Origin of the sequence: Corynebacterium auris (assembly GCF_030408575.1) — a bacterium.
GTDB lineage: Bacteria > Actinomycetota > Actinomycetes > Mycobacteriales > Mycobacteriaceae > Corynebacterium > Corynebacterium auris.
The window spans coordinates 808544-831410 of record NZ_CP047047.1; the positions used below are offsets into that span (position 1 = coordinate 808544).

The window sequence follows — 22867 nt, forward strand, 5'->3', positions numbered from 1 at the left end:
CTCCCTTTCCTTATTTGGTTGCTTTCCTGGGCTTGCTTTCCGTGGCTGGCAGTGCGTGAAAAGGCGCTGCGCGGTCCGCAGACAGCTTAACGCTTAACCGGCGCGCTGAGAGACGTCCTTCAGGTTCGACGCGCCGATAACGCCGATGAGGCCCATCGCCGCGAGGAACAGCAGCGTGATCGCCGGCCCGAAGGACGCCAGCAGCGATGTGATCGCGCCCATAACAAGCAGCACCACGCCCATGACGGTGTTCGAGGCCCCCGTGATCATGGTCCGCCGCGGACCCTCGGCCATGTCCACGAGGTAGGTTTTGCGCGAGACGCGCACCGTCGTGTGCGCGAGGTTGACCAGGAAGAAGCCGAGGGGCATGACCCAGGCATTCACGCTTGACGACGCCCAATACGCGCTCGCCACAAGCACAACGAGCACCACCGAGGCCGTGGCCGCGCTGACCGCCATCGCATTCTTGGAGGACTTGTCCGACCAGATCCCGGAAACGCGGCCGCCGATCAGGGCGGAGCCGCCGGAGGCGATGACGAAGGCGCCCAGGCCCGTCAAGTCCTGGCCCTCCTGCTGGGCGAGCACGATGATGAACGGCGTGGACAGGGAGGTCACCAGCATCAGTGAGCGCACCAGGAGGAACCGGCGCAAAGGCTTGTCGTCGCGGACCAGGTCGTAGGTGGCCCGGACCCAACTCCGGTCCTTTTCTTCTACTTCGTGTTTGCCGGGTGGTTCCTGGATACGGGAGAAGACGAGGCTGGCCAGCACCCAGGTGGCCGCGCCGCCGCCGAGGAGCGCCACGATGACCCAGCGCGGCGGCTGTTCCGGCAGAAAGGTCAAAGCGAGGCCGATGGCAAGGGTGAACGCCCCGGACAAGGCCGTCGCGCGGCCGGTGATGAGCCCGCGCCGGCCCTTTTCCACCGTGCGCCCCTGTACGTCCTTGCCCGTGATCGAGCAGATCGCACGGAAGACCGACAAGACGCCCAGCAGTGCGATGACCGTGACGCCGAGCACGACGCCTTTGAGGAACATCGCCGCCACGGCGATCCCGGCCGCCGCCGCTGCCTGGCCGAGGGAGCCCAGCAGCCAGATGCGCTTGCGCTCCGGCTTCGAGCTGATCCACGGGCTCAACGCCGCCTGGGGCAGCATGGACCCAGACTCGCGGACCGGTACGAGTAGGGCAGTCAGTGCGGCCGGCACGCCGGCGGCGGTGAACAGCCACGGCAGGACCGTCTTCGCCGCGACGATCTGGTCGCCGATTCCCTGCAGGCCGTTGGACCAGATGAATCGCCGGGCATTAGCTTCCTGGTGCTCCGGCTTTCCCGGCGTTTCCTCGCTCATAACGGTTAATCGTAAAAGCGCCGCGCGGGGTCCGCCGGATAAGCATGTACTAATTTTCCGGTTCAGGGGCCGGTGCTGCTGAGCGCGGTTGACTGAAATAGAGCTTCCCCGCTGAGCTTCCCCACAGAGCTTCCCCACCAGGACTCGAACCTAGAATGACGGTACCAAAAACCGTAGTGTTGCCAATTACACCATGGGGAAAGGCAGTTGCTCATTCTAGCGGATGGGGCGGCAAAGCCTCATACCGGGGCTCGGGTAAATCGTCCGTAGAGTGGTGGGCATGGCTCGCCAGCGAATGTCACGTGCCCAGCGCCGCGCGCAACTGATCTCCATCGGTCGCGCGGCCTTCGCCGAACGGGGGCTCGACGGTGTGTCAGTAGAGGAGATCGCGGCGCGCGCCGGGGTGTCCAAACCGGTCCTCTACGAGCACTTCGGCGGCAAGGACGGGCTGTACAAGGCGATCGTGGACGAGGACACCGCCGAGCTCGAGGTGATGATCCTCGAGGCGATCTCGCAGGGCCGTTGGCGCGAGCGCATCGAAGGCGGGATCGTGGCTCTGCTGACGTTTGTGGAGAAAAACACGGACGGTTTTATGATCCTGGTTCACGGCCAGGTGCCGGGGGAGGAGAGGACCTTTTCCACCCTGCTCAACCGGTCGATCGCGCAGGTCTCCTCGTTCCTCGGCGTGGCGTTTAATCACCGCGGCCTCGATCCGTCGATCTCGCCCCTCTACGCGCAGGCGCTAGTGGGCACCGCGTCGAACACTGCGCTGTGGTGGCTGGACCAGCGCTCGCCGGATAAGTACACGGTGGCGGCCCACATCGCGAACCTGGCCTGGAACGGTTTGCGCGGGATGGAAGCGACGCCGAAAATTGAGCCTGCTCACGACGGCCCGAACCCGGACCCGAACGACGACATCACGGAGGACGAATGACCGACACCACGCCCGCCCTCGGCGGGTTGCTCACCGTCGCAGCCGGCGACCCGAAGCTGAAGGGGCTGGCGGGCAGCGTTGGAAAGGAGCGCCTCCACGTCACCGGCATCGACCAGGTACGCAGCTGGGCCACGGCCACGCTGGCGAGGCAGACGCCCGTCCTCCTGGTCACGGCGACCGGGCACGAGGCGGAGGACCTCGCCGCCGAGCTCGCGGCCCTGCTGGGCGAGGAGCAGGTGGCGCAGCTGCCCGCCCTGGAGACGCTGCCGCACGAGCGCCTCTCGCCCGCGGCGGACGTCGTCGGCAGGCGCGCGAAGGTGCTGTGGGAGATGCCGCGCGTCATCGTCGCCGCCGCCCGCGCCGCGTGCCAGCCGGTGCTGCCCGCGATAGAACCGATCGCGGTGGCTCGCGAGCAGGAACACGACTTTGGTGAGCTGACGCAGCGCCTGGTCGGCTACGCCTACGATCACGTCGACATGGTGTCCAAGCGCGGGGAGTTCGCCACGCGCGGTGGCATCATCGACGTCTTCCCGACCACAGCCGATAACCCGGTGCGCATCGAGTTCTGGGGTGACGAAATCACCGACATCCGCACCTTCTCGGTCGCCGATCAGCGCGCCATAGACGAGGTCGAGGCCGTGGAGTTCTTCCCCGCCCGCCAATTGCTTATCGACGCCCCCGTGGCCGCCCGTGCCGCCGAACTCGCCCGGCAATACCCGTCGAACCCGACCTTGGTGCAGCTGCTGACCCGCATTTCCGAGCACACCTACGCCGATGGGATGGAGGCGCTCATCCCGGTGCTCACTGACGCCCCCTTCGCGGCCCTGCCCGAGTTGCTTCCGCAAGGGGCGATCGTGCTCGTGACCTCGCCGGAGAAGGTGAAGGCGCGGGTGGCGGACCTGGAGGCGACCGACCGCGAGTTCCTCGAGGCCGGCTGGGAGGCCGCCGCCATGGGCGCCGAGGGACCCGTCGCCGTGGAGGGGCTGGACCTCTCGCCAAGCTCGTACCGCTCCTTTGACTCCCTGGAGGTCAGCGCGCGGAAAGCCGGGGTGGCGTGGTGGACCTTCGCCCCGCCCGGTATGTTCTCCGCCGCGGACGAGGAGACCCTGCCTTTGGAGTTCGATCCGGCGCCGGCACCGAAGGGGGATCCGAAGGCCATCGAGCAGCTCTACGCCACGCTGAAGCTGCACCTGTCGGACAACAGCGGTACGGCCGCGTTCGTCGCCCCGGCGAAAGGCACCGTGGAGCGCACGGCGGAGCGTCTGCGCGAACGCGGGATCTCGGCGCGCCTAGCCACCCCCGGCATGGAACCGGTCGCCGGGGCGGTGACCCTGTACCAGGCGCTTTCACACGCGGGTCTGGTCTTTCCCGGCCCGAACCTGGTGGTGGTCACCGAAACCGACGTGACGGGCAACCGCGTCGGCGACATCGCGGGCGCGAAGCGGCGCGCCCCGCGGCGGCGCAACCGAGTGGATCCCCTCGCCCTCAAGCCGGGGGACTTCGTGGTCCACGACACGCACGGCATCGGCAAATTCGTGAAGATGGCGGAGCGCACGGTCAAGGCCGGTGACGAGGACTCGCGCCGCGAGTACATCGTTCTGGAGTACCAGCCAGCCAAGCGCGGCCAGCCGAACGATCAGCTCTGGGTGCCCATGGAGTCGTTGGACCTGCTGAGCAAGTATTCCGGCGGAGAGCAGCCGTCGCTATCGAAGATGGGCGGGTCTGACTGGAAAAACACCAAGCGCAAGGCGCGCGCGGCGGTGCGCGAAATCGCCGGGGAGCTCGTCGAGCTCTACGCCAAGCGTCAGGCCGCGCCGGGCCACGCCTTCGCCCCGGACACCCCGTGGCAGCACGAGATGGAGGACAACTTCCCCTTCGTGGAAACGGAGGACCAGCTCACCGCAATTGAGGCAGTGAAGTCCGACATGGAAAAGCCCGTCCCGATGGACCGCGTCATCGTCGGCGACGTCGGCTTCGGCAAGACGGAAGTGGCAGTGCGCGCCGCGTTCAAGGCTGTCCAGGACGGTATGCAGGTTGCGGTGCTCGTGCCCACGACCCTTCTGGCCCAGCAGCACTTTTCCACGTTCAGCCAGCGTATGGACGGCTTCGGGGTCACCGTGCGCGAGCTGTCGCGCTTTACCACTACGAAGGAATCGAAGGAGATTTTCGCGGGGCTTGCCGACGGCTCTATTGACGTCGTCATTGGCACCCACCGGCTGCTGCAAACGGGCGTGCACTGGAAGAACCTCGGTCTCATCGTGGTCGACGAGGAGCAGCGCTTCGGCGTCGAGCACAAGGAACACATCAAGGCGCTCAAGTCGCATGTCGACGTGCTCACGATGACGGCGACGCCGATCCCGCGCACCCTCGAGATGTCTCTGACCGGCATCCGCGAGATGACCTCGATCACGACCCCGCCGGAGGACCGCCACCCGGTGCTGACGTACGTCGGCCCGCAGGAGGACAAGCAGATCGCCGCCGCCATCCGGCGCGAGTTGCTTCGCGACGGCCAGGTCTTCTACATCCACAACAAGGTCACCGACATCGAGAAAACCGCACGCCGCCTGCGCGAGCTCGTCCCGGAGGCCCGCGTCGTCGTGGCCCACGGCCAGATGTCGGAGCAGGTCCTCGAGCAGACGGTCCAGGGCTTCTGGAATAGGGACTACGACGTGCTGGTGTGCACCACCATCGTCGAAACCGGCCTCGACATCGCGAACGCGAACACCCTGATCGTGGAGAACGCGCAGAACATGGGGCTTTCCCAGCTGCACCAGCTGCGCGGGCGCGTGGGCCGCTCCCGGGACCGCGCCTACGCCTACTTCCTTTACCCGAAGGACAAAACGCTCACCGAGACCTCCTACGACCGCCTGGCCACCATCGCGCAGAACAACGACCTCGGCGCGGGCATGGCGGTGGCGCAGAAGGACCTCGAGATGCGCGGCGCGGGCAACGTGCTCGGCGCCGAGCAGTCGGGCCACATCGCAGGGGTGGGCTTTGACATGTACGTCCGCCTCGTCGGAGAGGCCGTGGAGACCTTTAAAGCCCTCATGTCGGGCGAGACAGTGGACGCGACCGACAAGGGGCCGAAGGAGATCCGTGTGGACCTGCCCGTGGACGCGCATATCCCCGAGTCCTACATCAACTCCGAGCGCCTGCGCCTCGACGCCTACCGCAAGCTCGCCGAGGCCCGCGACGACGCCGGCCTGGCAAAGGTCGCCGACGAAATGGTCGACCGCTTCGGCCCTCTGCCCACCGAGGTCGAGCGGCTCATGGCGGTGGCCCGGCTGCGCCATCAGGCGCGGCGCGCCGGGGTGTCCGACATCGTGGTGCAGGGCTCTCGCCTGAAGTTCCAGCCCGTCGAGCTGCCGGACTCGAAGCAGGTGCGCCTGAAGCGCCTCTATCCGGGCGCGAATTACCGCGCCGCGGCCAAGGCCCTCCAGGTTCCGTTCCCCCGCTCCGCCAAGGGAGTCAACCAGCCCACGCTTCGTGACGTCGAACTTCTCCAATGGGTCTCCGATTTTCTGTCCGAGATGTTCGACGTGGAGAAAATCTCCGTGACGGGGTCGACGCCGGCGGAGGAGAAAAAGAAGGTGTTTTCGGTGAGCGAGTAGGCGTCTACGGGTTGCGCGCCCGGTCCCGTAAGATATTCGGGCATGCCCCCATAGCCCAATCGGCAGAGGCAGTCGACTTAAAATCGATTCAGTGTGGGTTCGAGTCCCACTGGGGGCACCGTGTGAAGCCTCGAGGCATAGTTCTGGTTATGTCTCGGGGCCCATGTTTTTTCGCGCACCGCGTCGTAGAAGAGAGTTTTAGGTTTTCCTCATCCGGACAACCTCGGACTGTTTGGCTGAGGGGGTGTTGGCCTTCAGTGCTATCGGAAAAGCGGAGTGCCCGACGAGCTTTACCCGCGTGACAGGCAAGTGGCATGAGAAAAGGGTGGTAAAAGATTACTCTACGTATATAATCTCGTTAACTCACTGTGATGGTGGAGCGTGAGGCCATGACGTGAGTCCCAGTGTTTCCTCTTCGTGATCGGAGTTTCATGACCAAAAATTCGCGTGCGCTCGTGTCCGCGCTTACGGCCTTGGGCCTCGGTGTGGGCCTCGTAACGGCCCCTTTTGCGGACGCAGATTCCGCAACGACGACTGTGAACTTGCCCTTGGCCTGCAACCTGCAGTTGAAAGACCCACCCGGCCCTGCTAAGCAGGCAGAGGGCGTGTACAACTCCGCTGAATCGGCCTACTCCGCCTTTAAGATTTCAGCGAAGGTCACCGCCCCGGCGACTGTTAAGGCGAACGAGGAGTTCGACTACACGATCGATCTCGGCCAGGTGTCCTTCCCCGCGAGCTTCAAGGCCTCGGTTGCTACGGCGACTGTGAACAAGGTGAGCCAGCTTAACCTGTGGGTGGACCTGCCAAGCAACGCCACCATCGAGTCCGTTGAGACCAGCGGCGGAAGCCCGGCCGTTGCCGTGAAGCGCGAGGGAAATCGCTTGCACTTCACCGGGCAAAGTGGCGCCGACGTGACCACGTGGTCGAAGGGCAACCGTGCGCAATTCGCGCATGGCGGCCTCGAAGCGCAGAAAGTGGCGAACAGCTACGTCGTTGACGTGCCCAAGGTCACCCTGAAGATGAAGGCAAGTGCTACGGCGGGTGAGACGATCCAGCCGAGTATCAACGCCGCCGACGCCGCGACGTTCAGCCCCGAATCCTTCGTGCAGCTGTACACGGACGCCACCGCGAAAGCGCTTTTTATCAACCTCAAGGTGAGTGCGTTCATCCGTTGTGGGCTGTCCCAACACGACACCCACTACCCATCTAAGGGCGGTACTAACCTCCCAGCGGATCTGTTGCCCGCCGTGAAGGTCCTCGCGGCCGATCCGGTCCCGCCAGCGCCGACCGCGTCGCCGACCACGACCACCTCTGCGCAGCCGGAACCCACCCCGCCGGTGGCCTCCTCGGATCTGAAGCAACTGCTCATGAACATCTTCGCCTCAATTCTGCAGTTCTTCCGCGCGCTCTTCAACATCCCCGGATCGTCCGCACCCATGCTAAAGGGCAGCTCTTTCTAGGGCGCCTGCCGTAGTACGAGCAACCTCGATCCAGGGTGGACCTGGGTCGAGGTTTTTCTTCTGCAGATCTCTGCGCACACCGTCTCGCGCCTTGTATGCTGCGTGGGTAAGCATCAATGGATGGTGATGTGGGGGAGACAATGAGAATCATCCGGGGGGCGACTCCATGCGTCGTCGCAGTGTGCGTAGCGACGACCCTTGCAGCGTGCAACAGCCCACAGGCCCAGCAGCCTGCGAACGAGGCCGCGCCGGTCGAGGAGGTGCCAGCCTTCCACTTCCAGAGTGGTGACCTCGTCTTAGGTGACTACGATCCGTACACCATTGGCGAGAACCTGTTTAACCCGTGCGCGGAGATCACCGACGAGGAGTTCGCCGCAGCGGGCTTCGTGGGTAAAGACGACCTTGGCTACGACCCGATCGCACAAAAATCAGCATGCATGTTTGAGACTGAGGACCGTGATGTTCATGTCGGCTTCATGACTAATGCGGCTAATCGTGAAATATCCGCTGCACAGGCTAGATTCATCGAGGGGATCGATGCAGGCGATATTCCTGGGGTCTACTTCTATCAACCACAAGTTGATTCGGGCGTTTGCTTCGCGGTGGTCGACACGGAGCGGGGAGCCTTTAGTGCAGTAGCGAATTCCTTCTTCGCCGATGCAGACGTCATTCCGCTTTGCGAGCGTGCTAGTCGCAGTCTGCAGGCTCTCTACAACCTCTAGCACTCTGTGCGTCCACTATCGTGTGCATCGAACGAAGGGGGCGCAAGAGGAAAACCGTTAACATAGCAGCTGTTCATCACTTTTCGGGGGAAATCTACATGGGGGCAGCAGATGGGTAGCCAGCTATTTCTAGACGTGGGGTCTGTAAGAAGCGCAGTGGCTCAGTTAGACGCGGCAGCGCGGAGCATCTTTAACGCGAGCTCGCCGAGTTTATTGACTTCGTTGGCCGCGTTCTCCCCGGTGTCGGGTCTCGACATGGCGGGTCGGATGCACGGCACGGTTGCGGGCACGTACGAGCCGATGTCGTCCAAGGCGTTTGCCTCGCACATCCGGGACGCCGCTGTGCTGTTGGAGTCGAACCTGAACAATACGGTGAGGGCAGACGCCGACTTCTCTCGTTTGGTGTCCCATATCGGTGTCGTCAAGGGCGCCGTTGCGAGGGCGGCGTCGAGAGCCCAAGCGGCAGCCCCGGCGCCGGCATTGGTGAACGCTAAGACAGGCCGGTTCGCCAACGCGGCGCCGGTGGCGGGACCTCAGTTCTCGCTTCCGGGCCTGCATAGCCTGCTGTCCGCCACCAACCCCGCTGAGGCAGCTACGGCGTCCGGGCAGTGGGGTGCCACCGCGGCGAGGCTGGGGGAAACGGTTGCGGCGCTCGAGGGGGCGAAGGCGGCGCTCACGTCGTCGGCGGCGACGAGCTGGGTGCAGGCCGCACTGGGGCACATCAACCGCATCCAATGGGCCGGCGGAACGTATGCTGCCCATGCAACGGCGATGGCCTCGCACACGGCGAACCTTGCCTCGGTCGCTGCGGCGAAGCAGGTGCTTACCGCGGCAGCGTACGCGACCTGGGCCGCGCTTCCCTCGCCGGAGCAAAAGATTGCCTTTGAACAGGCGTACCTGGCGCCATTTCCATCGACCTTGACGGCGAGCCTGGTGCCCACGAAACCCGTGTTCAACCAGCTCTTGCCGGACTTGGCGGACATGCCTGGGGACCACTTCAATCCGGGGGCAGTAAGTGTGGCGGCCGCGCCAGAGTTCGACAAGATTGGGCTGCCTACAATTGTCGCCGATGCCTTCCGCCAGCGCGGTTACGGAGACCTAGCGCAGGCGCGGACGCCGGATGAGGTTGTTTCCCAGTTCAGCGCGATCACCCCCGAAGTTGTCGAGGCGATCTCCGCGGGGGCAACACCGATGCAGGCGGCTGCGCTCGCCGCGCCGAGCATGCCCGCAACGCTTACTCCCGGGGCCAGTTTGGGAGCCGGCGGAGCGGCGCCAGGCGCGGGCGCGTCCGGCATGGGGATGGGGGTGCCGCTGCCCGGAGGTTTGTTGGGCGCGCAGAGCAGCCCCCGCCCCGGTAGCGCCGCAGGAACTTCTATCGTGCCTGGGCTCGGTGTCGGGGGCGGGGCCGGACATCACCGGGCCACCGGCCGCCCGCAGCTGGGTGGTGCTGGCCACGCCGGCGGTAGTGGGCGTCCACAGTTTGGTGGTGTTGGGGCGGGCACCGTCGGCCTCCCGGCTGACGGAGCGAACCGCTCCTCAATCACAGGCGCACCCACGGCCGCGCAAGCGGGGCCCCGCGCGGCGCCGGTGTCGGGCGTGGCAGGCCCGGCGGGGCCGGGCGGACCAATGGGGCCCGCGGGCGGGGTCCCGCGCCGCGGCAGCGAGGATACGCGCAGGGGTGCGCGCGTGAAGGCCGTCACCAGCGCCGTCGAACGGGACGGGAACTTGCGGGCGCTGCTCGGGCAGGCGCCGGCGGTACTCCCAGGCGTCATTGGATTTAACGTCACGCAGCCGCAGCGCTAGCCACGGTCCATCAGTCGGCGAAGATCTCGCTGAGGAACGGCGCGGAGTGGGTGGTCGAGAGATTCACCGTCCCGCTGTGGTCGGCGGGGTACCAGCGCACCTCGACGCGAGCGTTGCGCGCTCCGGCGTTGGCGGCGAACTGGTTGAGCCAGAGTTGGCTGTTTAAGGCGATGCCGATGGGGGAGGGGACATCAATATCGGTGAGGCCGTGGCCCACAAAAACGGGCCTATCGTAGCCCGCGGTGGGGGTGGACATAAAGGAGCGGATAGCCGGGGCGAGCCCGGGGACGTCGCTCAGCGGGCGCGAAAAGGCGCGGGAGAGGCTCGTGCCGGCGGAGGCGGCGGCGACCTCGGAGTAGCAGCTGCGTGTGGCCTGGTCAACCATGAAGCGGCCCTCCGGGGTCAGCGCAGAGTTGATGTCGAGGTGGGGGTGGGCCTCCTCGACCGCAGCGAGGATGTACAGGCCGTAGGTGGTCAGGCCGGAGGGCAGTGGAACCGGGGGGAACGTGGGGCCGGCGGCGATGACGATCTCTTCGATGTAGGCGGGCGCGCCGGTGGCCACGGCCCCGCGGTAGTCCAAACCGAGCTGACTGCTCAACGCGGTCGCCCGGTGCGCCACGTGCAGCGCCACCCCGCCGCCCTGGGACTGGCCGATGACCGCCCAGCGCTTCGACAGCGAGGGGCCGAAACTCGCCTGGTGGGCGGCCTGGATGGAGTCGACAACGTTGGTCGCGGCGACGTGGCCGTTGAGGTAGCTGTGGGCGCCAGGGGTGCCCAGCCCGGCATAATCAGTGGCCACGACGGCGTAGCCGAGGTCCAGCCACCGGTTGAGATATTCGGCGTCCCGCGCAGAGCGCTCGTTGATGCTGGGAGCGCACTCGTCTCCCAGCCCGACTGTGCCGTGCGCCCACGCCAGCACCGGCCACCCCGACGCTGGGGCCTGGCCATGCGGCAGGAAGACGGCGCCCGTGCTCACGGTGGGCTGCCCGTGCTGGTTAACGGTCGTGTACGCCACTCGGAATTGCTGGGCCGCGCTGCTCAGCCCCACACGCGGGTCCAAGGGGACCTCCGCGAGCGCCGTGCCCACAGGACCGGAGGGCGCGGGGATGGACAAACCGCTGTCGAAGGTGGGAACGCGCCGGGGCGCGACCTCGCGCATTGGCTCGCCCGCTTGGACCACGGCGGGCGGGATAAGCCGCGAGGAGGAATCGACGGAGCTGGCGTCGGCGGGCGCGGCTGCTGCGGCAGCGACGGCGAGGCTGGCAAGAACGGTCAGGGGGCGGCGCATGACGTCTCCTTTGGCGGGGAAAAATATTCTGCCAAAATTAGAACACACCGCGGGCTACGCCGTGCCCGGTTTGAGGGGTGCCGAGCTGCGGTCGCCGCGCAGGCGCTTGATCACGTTTTCGGCCGAAATCAGGCACATGGGCACGCCGACGCCCGGCACCGTCGTCGCGCCCGCGTAGTAGAGGTTGCGCAGCTTTTTCGAGCGATTGGAGCCACGCAGAAATGCCGATTGCCGCAACGTGTGGGCCGGCCCGATCGACCCGCCCGACCACGCGTGGTAGCGCTCGGAGAAGTCGGCGGGCCCCAGGGTGCGCTGGACGCGGATCCGGGAGCGCAGGTCCGGGATACCGCACCGGCACTCGATGAGCTCGAGCGTGGCCGACGCGATCGCCTCGACCGCAGCCGAGGCCGAGCGGTGGTACAAGTTACCGTGCCCGAGGTCCTCCGCGGCGGGCGTAGGGACGAGCACGAAGAGGTTCTCGCAGCCAGCGGGGGCCACACCCGGCTCTGTAGCGGAGGGCTTGGAGATGTAGATCGAGCGCGAGGCCTGCAGCGGGCGCTGCGGAATCGGGCCGTCGAAGACTGCGTCGAAGTCGGCGTCCCAGTCGGCGCTGAACAGCAGGTTGTGGTGCGATAACTGGGGCAGCTCGCCCTCGACGCCGAGCATGAGCAGCACGGTGCCCAGGCCGGGATCGCGGGAGGCGAACCAGGGTGCGTCGTACGTGCGCAGCGCGGGCGGCAGCAGTCGGGTCTCGGTAAAACGCAAGTCGGCAGCGGAAACGACGACGTCGGCGCGCAACGGCGGGCCGCCCAAGCACTGCACCCCGGTGGCGCTCGCGCCGCGGTAGGTAATGGCGGTGACCTCCCTGTTCAGCAGGATCCGCGCGCCGTTCGCCTCGGCGAGGTCGCGCAGCGCGCCCATCACCGCCGAAAAGCCCCCGCGCGGGTACTTCACCCCCTGCACGAGGTCCGTGTGGCTCATGAGGTGGTAGAGCGAGGGGGTGTGGGCCGGGTGGGAGGAAAGGAAAACGGCGGGGTAGGTCAGCATTTGCCGCAGCCGAACGTCGGTGAAACGCTCCGCGACGAACCTGCTCAGGGGCACGCGCAAAAACCGGGCCAGGTCGCGGTAGCGTCCCCGCAGGTCACGGCTGAAAAAAGGGCGCGGCGAGGAGAAGGTGGTGTACAAGAACTTATCGACGGCCAACCCGTACGCCTCGGAGGCCGAGTCCAGATATTCCCTCAGCTGCGCGCCGGCCCCCGGCTCGAGCGACTCGAAAAGCTCGGTGGAGGCCTCCCGGCCGGATTCCACGTCGATGGGCGGCCGCCCCTCCGGGAACAGCCGGTAGGCTGGGGTGAGGTCGACCACGTCGAGGAGGTCCTCGGTGCGCATGCCGAAGAGGGAGAAGAAGTGGTCGAAGGCGTCCGGCATGAGGTACCAGGACGGGCCCGTTTCGAAGCGGAAGCCGTCAATGCGTTCCTCGCCGGCGCGCCCGCCGATGGTGCCGAGGCGTTCGACGACCGTGACGGCGTATCCCTCCCTGCTCAGCAGGGCGGCGGTGGCCAGCCCCGCGACGCCGGCGCCGATGACAATGGCGCTGCGCTCAGCCACGGCGTGCCCCCACTCGCGCGGCGGCGCGCGCGGTGACGAGCAGCTTGCGGTGCGCGGAGAGACGGACGCGGGTGGCGGCCAGCGCGGCGGCGGGCGTGGCGTCGAGGGCGTCGGCGAGGTCGCGGAACAGGGCCTCCGCCGCGGCGACCGCGGGGCGGCAGGCCAGGGGCAGGAGCGGGATCGCCGCGCGCGCCGCGTCCAGCTCGGTGCGGATGTCGCTGATGAGGGAGGTTTTGAGGGCGTCGTCAAGCGGGGCGTCCTGCAGGGCGGGGAAATAGAGGCGCCCGAGGGCGCCGTGGTCCTCGTGGAAGTCCCGCAGAAAGTTGATCTTCTGGAAGGCCGAGCCCAGGGTCCGCGCGCCGCGCTCCATCTCCGCCCGCTCAGCGGGGTCGACCTCGCGCCCGGCGAGGAAAACCGACAGGCACAGCAGGCCGATGACCTCAGCGGAGCCGTAAACGTAGGCGTCGAAGCTGGCGGCGTCGTGGTGCGTTTGCGTCACGTCGCGGCGCATGGAGGCGAAGAAGGAGCGCACGTGCTCGGGGTCAAAGTCGCACCGGCGCGCGCTTGCTGCGTAGGCGTGGAGGACGGGGTCCGGGTGGAAGCGGTGGTCTGGTGCGGCTAGGACGGCACTCTCGTATGCGCCGAGTGTTGTGGCGACGTCCCGGCCCGCGGAGTGCGCGGCGCCGTCGACGATCTCGTCCGCGATGCGCACCATGGCGTACAGGTTGCGGATGTCGCGGCGCTGCCGGGGCGGAAGAAGCCGAGTGGCCAGGGAAAAGCTGGTGGAGTAGGTGGCGATGACCTCCGCCGCCGCGGCGTCGCACATCGCGTCGTAGCGGGTGAGGGGGTGCGGGGTGTCTGGGTCTGCCATCGGGTTTACGTCCTTCATCGCGGGCGAGTGCAAGGCTAGCACCGGGGCCCAGCACTGAGGCCCAGCACCGGGGACTAGCACCGGCCGCTTAGAGGTTCTGCGCCACCCAGTCCCTGGCAATCTCCTCCGGCTCGGCGCGCTCGTTGCCCACGTTGCGTAGGTTCATAGCCTCGAGGTCCTCCGTGGTCAGTACGGCGTTGGCGGCGTTGATGACGTCGAGCGCGCCCTCCGGGAGGGAGTTTGCGGCGAACACCGGCAGGACGTTTTGCGGCGGGATGAGGCGCTCGGTGTCCTCCAGGATGACTAGGTCCGCCTCGGAGCCGTCCTCGAGCAGGGCAGGGGAGGTGGTGAAGATATTCGCCACATTCGCCGCGCCGCCGATCAGCGCCTGCACGGTCAAGGGGCCACCGCCGTCCGAGATGGGGTTCACCTCCACCTTGGCGGGGTCAATGCCGTAGACGCTGCTCAAACCCTGCGGCCCATAGGGGCGCTCGGTGAACTCCGGCGGGGCGGCGATGACGATGGAGTCGAGCTTGTCCAGGTCAGCGATCGTTTCCAGGCCGTACTGCTCGGCCAGCTCGCGGGTCACGCGGTAGGCGTCCTTCGACTCCGCCTCGCTGAAGTCACCGACCTCGAGGCCCGCCGGCAGGGACTCACCCAGCGCCTTATCGACGTCTGACTCATCCGCGCCCTCCGGCAGCTCGCCGTAAAACTGGGCCAAGTTGCCGGAGTATTCCGGCACGACGTTGATGTTGCCCTCCTGCAGCGCCCCGAGGTAGACCTCCCGCGATCCGATGCCCGAGGTCATGGTCACCTCGAAGCCTTCCTGCCGCAGCGCTTCAGCCCAGATGCGGCCGATGATCTCGGACTCCGGGAAGTTAGCCGTGCCGATGACGACAGTCTCGGCGCCCGCCGGATCCGCGGGGGCGGGGCCTTGTTCGGCGAAGGGGTCCGACGTGCCGCACGCGCTCAGCGTCAGCGTGGCGAGGATGCAGGTGCCGAGGGAGGAGGTGGCGCGGGTAGCGGTTTTCATATCAACCAACTCTAACGTGTCCGCGCCAGGCCGCGTGGGCGGACCGCCCGTTGCACTGCGGCCAGCGCGAGGTCGAGCACAAGCGCCAGCGCGCTCACCAGCACCGCCCCCGCCACCATCCGCGGGTAATCCTGCACCGCGAGACCGTCGATGAGGTAGCGCCCCAGCCCGCCGAGCCCGATGTAGGCCACGACTGTCGCCGTCGCTATCACCTGGACCACGCAGGAACGCAGGCCGCCGACGATCACCGGGGCGGCGAGCGGGAGTTCTACGCGGGCGAGGATCTGCGCCTCGCTGAAGCCCGCGGCGCGGGCTGAGTGGACAACGTCGCGCTCGATCGAGTCGAACCCGGCGACGATTCCCGCTACGAGCGGGGCGATCGCGAGCACGACGAGGACAATCGTGGCCGGCACGAGAGGGGCCGTGACCCCGCCCGGGATCGCGATGGTCAGCCAGGTCAAAAGTCCCAGGGTGGGAAGGGCGCGCAGGGCTCCCGCGGCGGCCAGCACCGCGGCGGACCCGCGCTGGGAGTGGCCCACCGCCACCCCCAGCGGAGCGGCGAGAAGCGCCGCGAGCGCGACGGTCAGGGCGGTGTATCCAAGGTGTTGCGCGAGCCGCGCGCCGATACCGGCCGCGCCCGTCCAGTTCGCCGGGTCGCCCACGAAGCCCAAGGCGTCGAGAAGTTGGTTCATGCTCGGGCCCTCCTCCAGGGCATGGAGAGGCGGCCCAGGGCGACGAGGAGGACGTCGATAAGCACGGCGAGGGCGACCGTGGCTACGAGGCCCGCGATGATCTGGGTGGTGAAGGAGCGCTGGAACCCTTCGGTGAAGAGGGTGCCGAGGGATTGGACGCCGATCAGCGCTCCCACGGAGACGAGGCTGATGGTGGACGCGGCGACGACGCGCAGGCCGGACACCAGACCGGGGCCGGCGAGCGGCAGCTCCACCCGCAGCACGCGGGCGAGCGGGGTGTAGCCGGCCGCCACCGCCGACTGCACGACGGCCGGGGGCACAGCGCCGAAAGCGTCCGCCGCGGAGCGCACCATGAGCGCTATGCCGTAGATGGTCATGGCGACCACCACGTTGAGCGGGGAGAGCACGGAGGTCCCGAGAAGGAGAGGCAGCAAGACAAACAGGGCCAGGGAGGGGATGACGTAAATGAGGCTCGTGGCCACCACGATGACCTCGCGGGCGCGCCCCGAGGCGTGGGCCACCCAGCCGATGGGCACCGCGATGAAAAAGGCCAGCGCGATCGCGGGCAGGGACAAGGCGAGGTGGTCGAACGCCAGCGAGGCGATTCGGTCGCTGTTTGCGGCCAGCCAGTTCCAGTTCACTCCAGCACCCCCTTAAGGTGGCCCGCCGCGTCGACGACGAAGGTCTCCCCGCCGCGTTGGCACGTGCGCAGGCGGCGCTCCTCGGCGCCGATGAACTCGCGGACCTCCTCGCTCGCCGGGTGCGCCAGGATCTCCTCTGGCGTCCCCGACTGCCGGATCCGTGCGGCCTCGCCGAGCAGCACAACGCGATCGCCGAGCAGGAAGGCTTCGTCCACGTCGTGGGTGACCATGAGGATGGTCGGTTCCCACTTTTCGCGCAGGGAAAGGATTTCGCGCTGCAGCCCGCGTCGCACCACCGGGTCCACCGCGGCGAAGGGCTCGTCCATAATGAGCACGTCCGGGCGGGAGACCATCCCGCGTGCCACGCCGACACGCTGGGCCTGCCCGCCCGAAAGCTCCGCGGGGTAGCGCCCGAACAAGGCCGGGTCCAAGTTGACCAACTCGAGCATCTCTTCGGCGCGGGCTTTCGCCTCGCTTTTCGACGCCCCGCCCAGCGCCGCAACATCCGCGACGTTGTCGACGGCGGTGCGGTGGGGCATGAGCCCGGAGTGCTGCATGACGTAACCGATGCTGCGCCGCAGCGCGACCGGATCCGCTCCGGAGACGTCGTGGCCACGGACGAAAACGCTGCCCGAGTCGGGCTGGACCATGCGGTTGACCATGCGCAGCAGAGTAGTTTTGCCGCACCCAGACGGGCCTACGAATACGGTCGTCGAACCCTTCTCCACGGTGAGGCTGAATGCGTCGACGGCAGGCGAGTCCATGCCAGGGTAGGTCAGGCTGACGCCGCGGAACTCAATCATGTGGAACCAACGTAGTCGATCACTCAGCCGGAAGCGCGCGGTTATCTGTCGGGGTCACCTACCTGAATGGCCAACGGCGCGCTGCGCATTGATACGTCGCTTGCCCGGCACGAATCCAGGGAAAACACGCCTTATGTGTGGACTCGGGAACTAAACGGATGTCCATAACGTTGGGTATAGCGTTGGCCCATGTGAACCACGTGAACCTATGACGAAAGGAAAAGGGCATAGTGAAAACCAATAACCCCGTGTTGAACTCGCTGCCGGGGGCGCACGACCAGGGCGGGTACGGCTACCAGCCCTCGCAGCCGGCCCAGCTCGACAACGAGCGCCCCATGACCATCGACGATGTCGTGACCAAGGCCGGCATCACCCTCGGCGTGATCGTGCTGTTCGCCGTCATTAACTTCGGTATCGCTCTCAGCGGCAACCCGAACCTCGCCATGGGGCTGACCTTCGTCGGTGCGATCGGCGGCTTCATCACGGTCCTGGTGCACGCCTTTGGCCGCAAGTTCGGCAGCAAGGCCGTCACGCTGGTCTACGCGGCCTTCGAGGGGCTGTTCGTCGGCGGGTTCTCGCTGGTGCTCAGCGGCTTTTTGGTGGGCAACGCTAACGCCGGTGCGCTGATCTTCCAGGCGATCATCGGCACGCTCGGCGTCTTCTTCGGCATGCTCTTCGTCTACAAGACGGGCGCGATCCGCGTCACCCCCCGCTTCAACCGCATCCTTACCGGCGCGATCTTTGGCGTGGCGATCATGGTCCTGGGCAACCTTCTGCTGGCCATCTTCACGCAGGCAAACCCGCTTCGCGACGGCGGAATGCTCTCCATCATCTTCGGCCTCGTGTGCATCGGCCTCGCAGCGTTCAGCTTCCTGCAGGACTTCGATATGGCTGACCGCCTGGTGCGCACCGGAGCGCCGGCGAACATGGCCTGGGGAGTGGCCCTCGGTCTCGCGGTCACCGTCGTCTGGCTCTACACGGAGATCCTGCGCCTGCTGGCGTACTTCGTGGATAACAGGAACTAGCGCCCCTGCGCTGGCTACAAAAACAGGCCCTTCCCCGCAACGCGCGGGGAAGGGCCTGCCTTTTCGGGCGGAACTAGTTGTACTGGCTCTCCGGGTTGATGGATATGCCGTCGACGGTGACGGTGGTGAACTGCAGCTCGCCGTCAATCAGCTCCGGGTTGCCGAGAACGATCTCGATGTCTTCGACACGGCGGTCCGGCTCGCGCGTCACGCGCGTGCCCACGCCCGTGGCGAGGTCCGCGCTCCACTCGTTCCACTCGATGTCCTCGATGAAGTCGTTCTGTTCCGCGCACGCGAGGTCGACCTGGTTGGGCTCGATCTCCCCGGCTTCGCCGCAGTTGCGCAGTACGGGCAGCGAGTCGGCGGCGGGCGCCGTGCTGGTGGCCACCTCGGCGACGTTGGTGGGGCTCGCGTCGTGGCTCTGGGCCGTGCCGCCGCTTAAGGAGTTGGGGTCCTGGTCTGTCGCGGTGTCCACTTTCTGCTCGGAGTCGACCTCACCAGGAGGCGAGCAGGCGGCCAAACCGAGGGCCGCGACGGCGGCGAAACCGGCGGCTACTGCTGTGCGGGAGGAAGAGAGGTTCACGGATCAATCCTTATTTTCGTGCTGCGAAGTTTCGAATATCACATGACAGAGCGCGTCTTTAGGGCTGCGCGCGGGGCGTGGAAGCCTTAACCGAATCATACGGCGCGGCGTCCACGATCGTTACCGAAATCTCCCGCCCGTTCGGCGCGGTGTAGGTGCGGGTTTCGCCCTCGGAGGCGCCGAGCACCGCCGCGCCGAGCGGAGAGTTCTCCGAGTAGGTCTCCAGGTCCTTGTTGCCCGTCGAGGCGGCGCGGGTGCCGATGAGGAAGGTCTCCTTATCGTTCTCGTCGCCGTTGTAGTAGACGTGGACGACCGAGCCGACGTGGGCGACGCCCTCGATGACTCCCGCGCGCTCAGTGGTGGAGTTTGCGAGGATCTCCGAGATCTGCTTGATCCGGGCCTCTTCCTGGTCCTGCTGCTCGCGGGCGGCGTCGTAGCCCGCGTTCTCCTTCAGGTCGCCCTCTTCGCGGCGTTCGTTGATCTCCGCCGCGATCTTCGGGCGGTTGTCGATGAGAGCCTGCAGCTCGCTTTCGAGCTTGGCCTTCATCTCCGGGGTGATGTACTGCTGCTGCGTTTCAGCCATGAGGTGTGGACCTCCCCTTTGGATTACGTCAGGCGAGCGGCCGCTGCGCAGGGTAGCGCTCGGCTCGGCTCGCCGGTGGAACATGCAAATATACAGGCGAATCCTACCACGCGGGCGCCCGTGACAATCGCGCTAGCGCGCCTCGGTGTGCGTGGCGCTGGTGTCCAGGTAGAACGGGATGTCCTCCGAGCAGCCGTAGATCCTCCCCGAGACGCCCGGCTCCCGGACGGGAAGGTCCACGCCAATGCGGGTGAGGGGCTCGCCGCCGGCGGGCACGACCACTTCGCGTCGCCCCACCTCGGCGAAGCTGTAGTCCACCGCTGTGACGATGCAGTAGGAAGGCACCTCGGTGTTTTGCCGGGTTACGTCGATCCACAGGCGGGTGGTGGAGTCGTCGACAGCCTCCTGCGTGATGAAGTCGGCCGTGACGGGAACCGAACTTCTCTCCACGAGGGTGCGGGCAAATGCGACGGCGATGAGGACAACGACCACGACGAGGGCGACCACGAGGACCTTGCCGCCGATCCCGCGCGGCGTTGCAGCCTTTCCGGCCCGGCCGTAGCGGGCAAAGGGGCGGCGGTCGGCGGGCTGATCCGTGCGGGGCCGAGACGAGGACACGAGCGATGATTCCTTGATGGTAGAGGGGGCTAGACGAGTGCTGGAAGCGGAAAATGACTTCATCGCAGATGGTACTAAGATGAGTTGGGTTGAAGGAAAGCCCCTACGCAACCGGGAGGACACAGTGAGCGGCAGGCGCCTTTTGGCAATTCACGCCCACCCTGACGACGAGTCGTCCAAGGGCGCGGCCACAATGGCGAAGTACGCAGCAGAAGGCGACAGGGTCAAGGTGCTGACCTGCACCGACGGCCAGCGCGGCGACATTCTCAATCCGGCGATGGATAGGCCGGGTGTGCTGGAGAACATCAGAAACGTGCGCGAGGAGGAGATGGCGCAGGCCGCCGCCGCCCTCGGTGTCGAGCACGAGTGGCTGGGCTTCGAGGATTCGGGCCTGCCCCAGGGGGACCCTGTGCCGCCCTTGCCGGCGGGCTGTTTCGCGTTGGAGGATGATGATACGGTCTGCCGCGAGGTTGTTCGTGTGATCCGCGAGTTCCGTCCGCACGTCGTCATCACCTACGACGAAAACGGCGGCTACCCGCACCCGGACCACATCAAGGTCCACGTCGTCTCCATGCTCGCGTGGGACAGGGCCGGAGACGCCGACTATGCGCCGGAGCTCGGCGAGCCCTGGGCCCCGCAGAAGATCTACTATTCCCACGGATTCATCCTGCAGCGCATGGAACGCCTCCACGAGATGCTTCTCGAGCGTGGCGAGCGCAGCCCGTACGGCGTCATGATCAAGCGATGGCAAAGCAACGAGGCCGACATCATGAGCCGCGTGACCACGCAGATCGAGTGCAGCGACTACTTCGACCGCCGGGCCGCGGCGCTGACCGCCCACGCCACGCAGATCGACCCCGCCGGCGCCTTTTTGGCCAGCCCGGTGGAAGACCAGCAGAAGGCGTGGCCCACCGAGGAGTTCGAGCTGGCCCACAGCCGCGTTGCCACCACGCTGCCCGAAGACGACTTGTTCGCCGGCGTCGACGCCGGCGCTTCCAGGGAGAACTAGATGCCTATCGACGCCCTCACGAACGCCTCCGGGTGGATCATCGCCCAGGCACCACCGCAGACCCCCGTCGGCCCGGAGTTCGGTAAGGCTTCGCCGATTGGCCTGCTCCTTATCGTCAGCCTTCTGGTGGTCGTTTTGTTCATCGGTTTTTCTTTCCATCGCCGCTATTCGCGCTTCCACCGGCGCCGCCTGTTCGCGGAGGCCCGCGGCATTGATCCCTTCGACGAAGAGGCCGTGGACCGGGCGATGGCGGAGGCTGGGGTGCTCGATCAACGCCGCAAGTCTCGGTTCTAATCCCGTGTATTCGGGCCACCTGGCGGCAGGATAGGGTAGTAGGCGTGACAGCGCTGGCGAAGATTCTCTACCCTCTTTACGAGGCGCGGCTCAAACGCGAACTGCGCGGCAAGCCGCGCCCCAAACACATCGCCGTCATGGCCGACGGCAACCGGCGCTGGGCCCGCGAGTCGGGCTACACTGATATCTCCCACGGCCACCGGGCCGGTGCCGCCAAGATCGGCGAGCTTGTCCGCTGGTCGGCGGAGCAGGATGTCGACGTAGTCACCATCTACCTGCTGTCCACGGAGAACCTGCAGCGCACCACGGAGGAGGTCGAGCTCCTCTTCGACATCATCTCCGGCGTCGTCGACGACCTAGCCACTGAAAACTACACGTGCCGGATCAAGTTGGTCGGCCACCTCGACCTGCTGCCGGCCGAGGTCGCCGACAGGATGCGCAAATCCGCGGCTACGACGACGGAAAAGCCCGGCCTGAGCGTCAACATCGCCGTGGGTTACGGCGGGCGCCAGGAAATCGTCGACGCCGTCCGCTCGCTTATCGACGCCTCCGTCGCCGCCGGTGTTCCCCCCAGCGACCTGTCCAAGTCCGTCACCATCGAATCGGTCTCGCGCCACCTGTACACCTCGGGGCAACCGGACCCTGACCTAGTCATCCGCACCTCGGGGGAGCAGCGCCTGAGCGGGTTTCTCTTGTGGCAGGCCGCCTACTCGGAGATTTGGTTTACGGACACGTACTGGCCGGCGTTTCGTAAGATCGATTTCCTGCGCGCGCTGCGGGACTATTCGCAACGATCGCGACGCTTCGGCAAGTAGGAGCAGCCCCGACAGCCCCGCGCCGCGGAAGGAGCGGCGGTGAGCGCAGCGAGAAGCGGGCTGAGGTACACCGTGGCATACCGTAAGGGGGAGACGTGGGGGGAATAGAACGAGGCCAGGCGGGCGTCGTTAAAGCTTGCGCATGCGCACGTGCTCGACGGAGTGGTCGGGGCCCTTGCGCAGGACGAGTGAGGCGCGCACCCGCGTGGGGAGAATGTTTTCCACAAGGTTCGGCAGGTTGATGGACTGCCAGATCTCGCGCGCCTCTTTGGTCGCTTGCTCGTCGTCGAGGTCGGCGAAGCGGGCGAAGTGTGCGCCGGGTTGGCGGAAGGCGGTGGTGCGTAGTTTAAGGAAGCGGTCGATGTACCACTGCTCGATGTGAGAGGTCGCGGCGTCGACGTAAAGGGAGAAGTCGAAGAGGTCCGAGACCATGAGCGTCGGCCCCGTCTGTAGCACGTTGAGGCCCTCGAGAATGAGGATGTCAGGCTGGCGCACGACCTGGTATTCGCCCGGGATGATGTCGTAGGCATTATGGGAATAAACGGGCGCGAGCACCTCGTGGTTTCCGGACTTGACCTCGGTGACAAAGCGCATGAGCTGGCGCCTGTCGTAGGACTCCGGGAAGCCCTTGCGCCCCATCAGTTTGCGCTCGCTCAACACGGCGCTGGGGTAGAGGAAGCCGTCGGTGGTGACCAAGTCCACCCGCGGGTGGGATTCCCAGCGCTGCAGGAGCACTTGGAGCACGCGTGCGGTGGTGGACTTACCCACAGCCACAGAGCCTGCCAGCCCGATGACGTAGGGCACGTGGATGGGAGCCCCCACGAAGGTCTCCGTCGCCGCGGTGAGTTTCTGGCGGGCTAGGACCTGCAGGTGGATGAGGCGGGAGATCGGCAGATAGATCTCGGCCACCTCGTTGAGGTCGAGGTTTTCCCCGATGCCGCTGAGCTGGGCAACTTCGGCCTCGGTGAGGACCTGGGGCCAGGCGGCGCGCCGTTTGCGCCACGCTTCGCGCGGGAAATCGACGTACGGGCTGGATTCGGCAGCGCGGGACATGCACTCCATTGTGTCACCTCTAAGGATTTGCACGAAAAAGCGGGTGCCCGACCCGCAGGCGGTGAATATACTGCTTGGTA

The 22867-nt window shown here is 66.5% G+C and carries 21 protein-coding genes and 1 tRNA gene; 10 read left to right on the forward strand and 12 right to left on the reverse strand.

The genetic code is table 11. From position 1 onward, the window contains the following. Positions 1-93: 93 nt before the first annotated feature. The gene (locus tag CAURIS_RS03895; RefSeq protein ID WP_290342914.1) at positions 94-1341 is read right to left on the reverse strand and encodes an MFS transporter; all 1248 of its coding nucleotides are present in this window, start codon (positions 1339-1341) and stop codon (positions 94-96) included. Between the two features lie 280 nt (positions 1342-1621). Here CAURIS_RS03895 and CAURIS_RS03900 point away from each other — a divergent pair, with 280 nt between their 5' ends. The 6 genes from CAURIS_RS03900 (at position 1622) to CAURIS_RS03925 (ending at position 9871) form a co-directional block, all read left to right on the forward strand. After that, positions 1622-2275, forward strand: a complete 654-nt coding sequence (locus CAURIS_RS03900) for a TetR/AcrR family transcriptional regulator (protein ID WP_290342915.1) — start codon at positions 1622-1624, stop codon at positions 2273-2275. Further along, positions 2272-5886, forward strand: coding sequence for a transcription-repair coupling factor (gene mfd / locus CAURIS_RS03905; RefSeq protein WP_290342916.1), 3615 nt, complete (start codon positions 2272-2274; stop codon positions 5884-5886). Before CAURIS_RS03900 ends, mfd begins: the two co-directional genes overlap by 4 nt. A gap of 44 nt (positions 5887-5930) precedes the next feature. After that, a tRNA-Leu gene (locus tag CAURIS_RS03910) sits at positions 5931-6004 on the forward strand. A gap of 487 nt (positions 6005-6491) precedes the next feature. Further along, on the forward strand, positions 6492-7346 hold the full coding sequence (locus CAURIS_RS03915) for a hypothetical protein (protein WP_290342917.1): 855 nt from the start codon (positions 6492-6494) through the stop codon (positions 7344-7346). A gap of 140 nt (positions 7347-7486) precedes the next feature. Next, positions 7487-8068 (forward strand): DUF3558 family protein, encoded by a 582-nt coding sequence (locus CAURIS_RS03920; RefSeq protein WP_290342918.1) that lies wholly within the window; start codon positions 7487-7489, stop codon positions 8066-8068. Between the two features lie 267 nt (positions 8069-8335). Further along, complete coding sequence (locus CAURIS_RS03925; RefSeq protein WP_290342919.1) at positions 8336-9871, forward strand: hypothetical protein; 1536 nt, start codon at positions 8336-8338, stop codon at positions 9869-9871. 10 nt (positions 9872-9881) lie between these two features. Here CAURIS_RS03925 and CAURIS_RS03930 read toward each other — a convergent pair whose 3' ends face one another. From CAURIS_RS03930 to CAURIS_RS03960, 7 genes are all read right to left on the reverse strand, one after another. Next, positions 9882-11159 (reverse strand): alpha/beta hydrolase, encoded by a 1278-nt coding sequence (locus CAURIS_RS03930; protein ID WP_290342920.1) that lies wholly within the window; start codon positions 11157-11159, stop codon positions 9882-9884. 54 nt (positions 11160-11213) lie between these two features. Further along, on the reverse strand, positions 11214-12767 hold the full coding sequence (gene crtI, locus CAURIS_RS03935) for a phytoene desaturase family protein (RefSeq protein ID WP_290342921.1): 1554 nt from the start codon (positions 12765-12767) through the stop codon (positions 11214-11216). After that, complete coding sequence (locus CAURIS_RS03940) at positions 12760-13656, reverse strand: phytoene/squalene synthase family protein (RefSeq protein ID WP_290342922.1); 897 nt, start codon at positions 13654-13656, stop codon at positions 12760-12762. Before CAURIS_RS03940 ends, crtI begins: the two co-directional genes overlap by 8 nt. Positions 13657-13726: 70 nt before the next feature. Next, positions 13727-14671, reverse strand: coding sequence for an ABC transporter substrate-binding protein (locus CAURIS_RS03945; RefSeq protein WP_290342923.1), 945 nt, complete (start codon positions 14669-14671; stop codon positions 13727-13729). Between the two features lie 11 nt (positions 14672-14682). Then, positions 14683-15363 carry an ABC transporter permease gene (locus tag CAURIS_RS03950; RefSeq protein ID WP_290342924.1) on the reverse strand — a complete coding sequence of 227 codons (681 nt, stop codon included), beginning with the start codon at positions 15361-15363 and terminating at the stop codon, positions 14683-14685. Continuing rightward, positions 15360-16004: an ABC transporter permease gene (locus tag CAURIS_RS03955; RefSeq protein ID WP_290342925.1), complete on the reverse strand. Its 645-nt coding sequence runs from the start codon at positions 16002-16004 to the stop codon at positions 15360-15362. Before CAURIS_RS03955 ends, CAURIS_RS03950 begins: the two co-directional genes overlap by 4 nt. Beyond that, positions 16001-16807, reverse strand: a complete 807-nt coding sequence (locus CAURIS_RS03960; protein WP_290342926.1) for an ABC transporter ATP-binding protein — start codon at positions 16805-16807, stop codon at positions 16001-16003. The genes CAURIS_RS03955 and CAURIS_RS03960 overlap by 4 nt, the downstream gene beginning before the upstream one ends. Before the next feature lie 230 nt (positions 16808-17037). Here CAURIS_RS03960 and CAURIS_RS03965 point away from each other — a divergent pair, with 230 nt between their 5' ends. Further along, on the forward strand, positions 17038-17832 hold the full coding sequence (locus CAURIS_RS03965) for a Bax inhibitor-1/YccA family protein (RefSeq protein WP_290342927.1): 795 nt from the start codon (positions 17038-17040) through the stop codon (positions 17830-17832). A 73-nt stretch (positions 17833-17905) separates the two neighbouring features. Here CAURIS_RS03965 and CAURIS_RS03970 read toward each other — a convergent pair whose 3' ends face one another. The 3 genes from CAURIS_RS03970 to CAURIS_RS03980 all read right to left on the reverse strand — a co-directional run bounded on the left by CAURIS_RS03970 (position 17906) and on the right by CAURIS_RS03980 (position 19616). Then, entirely contained in the window at positions 17906-18415 is a 510-nt protein-coding gene (locus CAURIS_RS03970) for a hypothetical protein (RefSeq protein WP_290342928.1), read from the reverse strand. 58 nt (positions 18416-18473) lie between these two features. Next, entirely contained in the window at positions 18474-18998 is a 525-nt protein-coding gene (greA, locus tag CAURIS_RS03975) for a transcription elongation factor GreA (protein WP_290342929.1), read from the reverse strand. Positions 18999-19130: 132 nt separating this feature from the next. Continuing rightward, positions 19131-19616: a DUF4307 domain-containing protein gene (locus tag CAURIS_RS03980; protein ID WP_290342930.1), complete on the reverse strand. Its 486-nt coding sequence runs from the start codon at positions 19614-19616 to the stop codon at positions 19131-19133. A 79-nt stretch (positions 19617-19695) separates the two neighbouring features. Here CAURIS_RS03980 and mca point away from each other — a divergent pair, with 79 nt between their 5' ends. From mca to CAURIS_RS03995, 3 genes are read left to right on the forward strand one after another with little or no spacing between them, the layout of a single operon-like run. After that, positions 19696-20625, forward strand: a complete 930-nt coding sequence (gene mca, locus CAURIS_RS03985) for a mycothiol conjugate amidase Mca (protein WP_435384023.1) — start codon at positions 19696-19698, stop codon at positions 20623-20625. Further along, a complete protein-coding gene (locus tag CAURIS_RS03990) occupies positions 20626-20919 on the forward strand; it encodes a hypothetical protein (protein ID WP_290342931.1) in 294 nt (97 codons plus the stop codon). 44 nt (positions 20920-20963) lie between these two features. Then, positions 20964-21734 carry an isoprenyl transferase gene (locus tag CAURIS_RS03995; RefSeq protein WP_290342932.1) on the forward strand — a complete coding sequence of 257 codons (771 nt, stop codon included), beginning with the start codon at positions 20964-20966 and terminating at the stop codon, positions 21732-21734. A 129-nt stretch (positions 21735-21863) separates the two neighbouring features. Here the strand turns inward: CAURIS_RS03995 and coaA are convergent, their stop codons facing one another. Further along, positions 21864-22787, reverse strand: a complete 924-nt coding sequence (gene coaA, locus CAURIS_RS04000; RefSeq protein WP_290342933.1) for a type I pantothenate kinase — start codon at positions 22785-22787, stop codon at positions 21864-21866. Positions 22788-22867 lie beyond the last annotated feature (80 nt).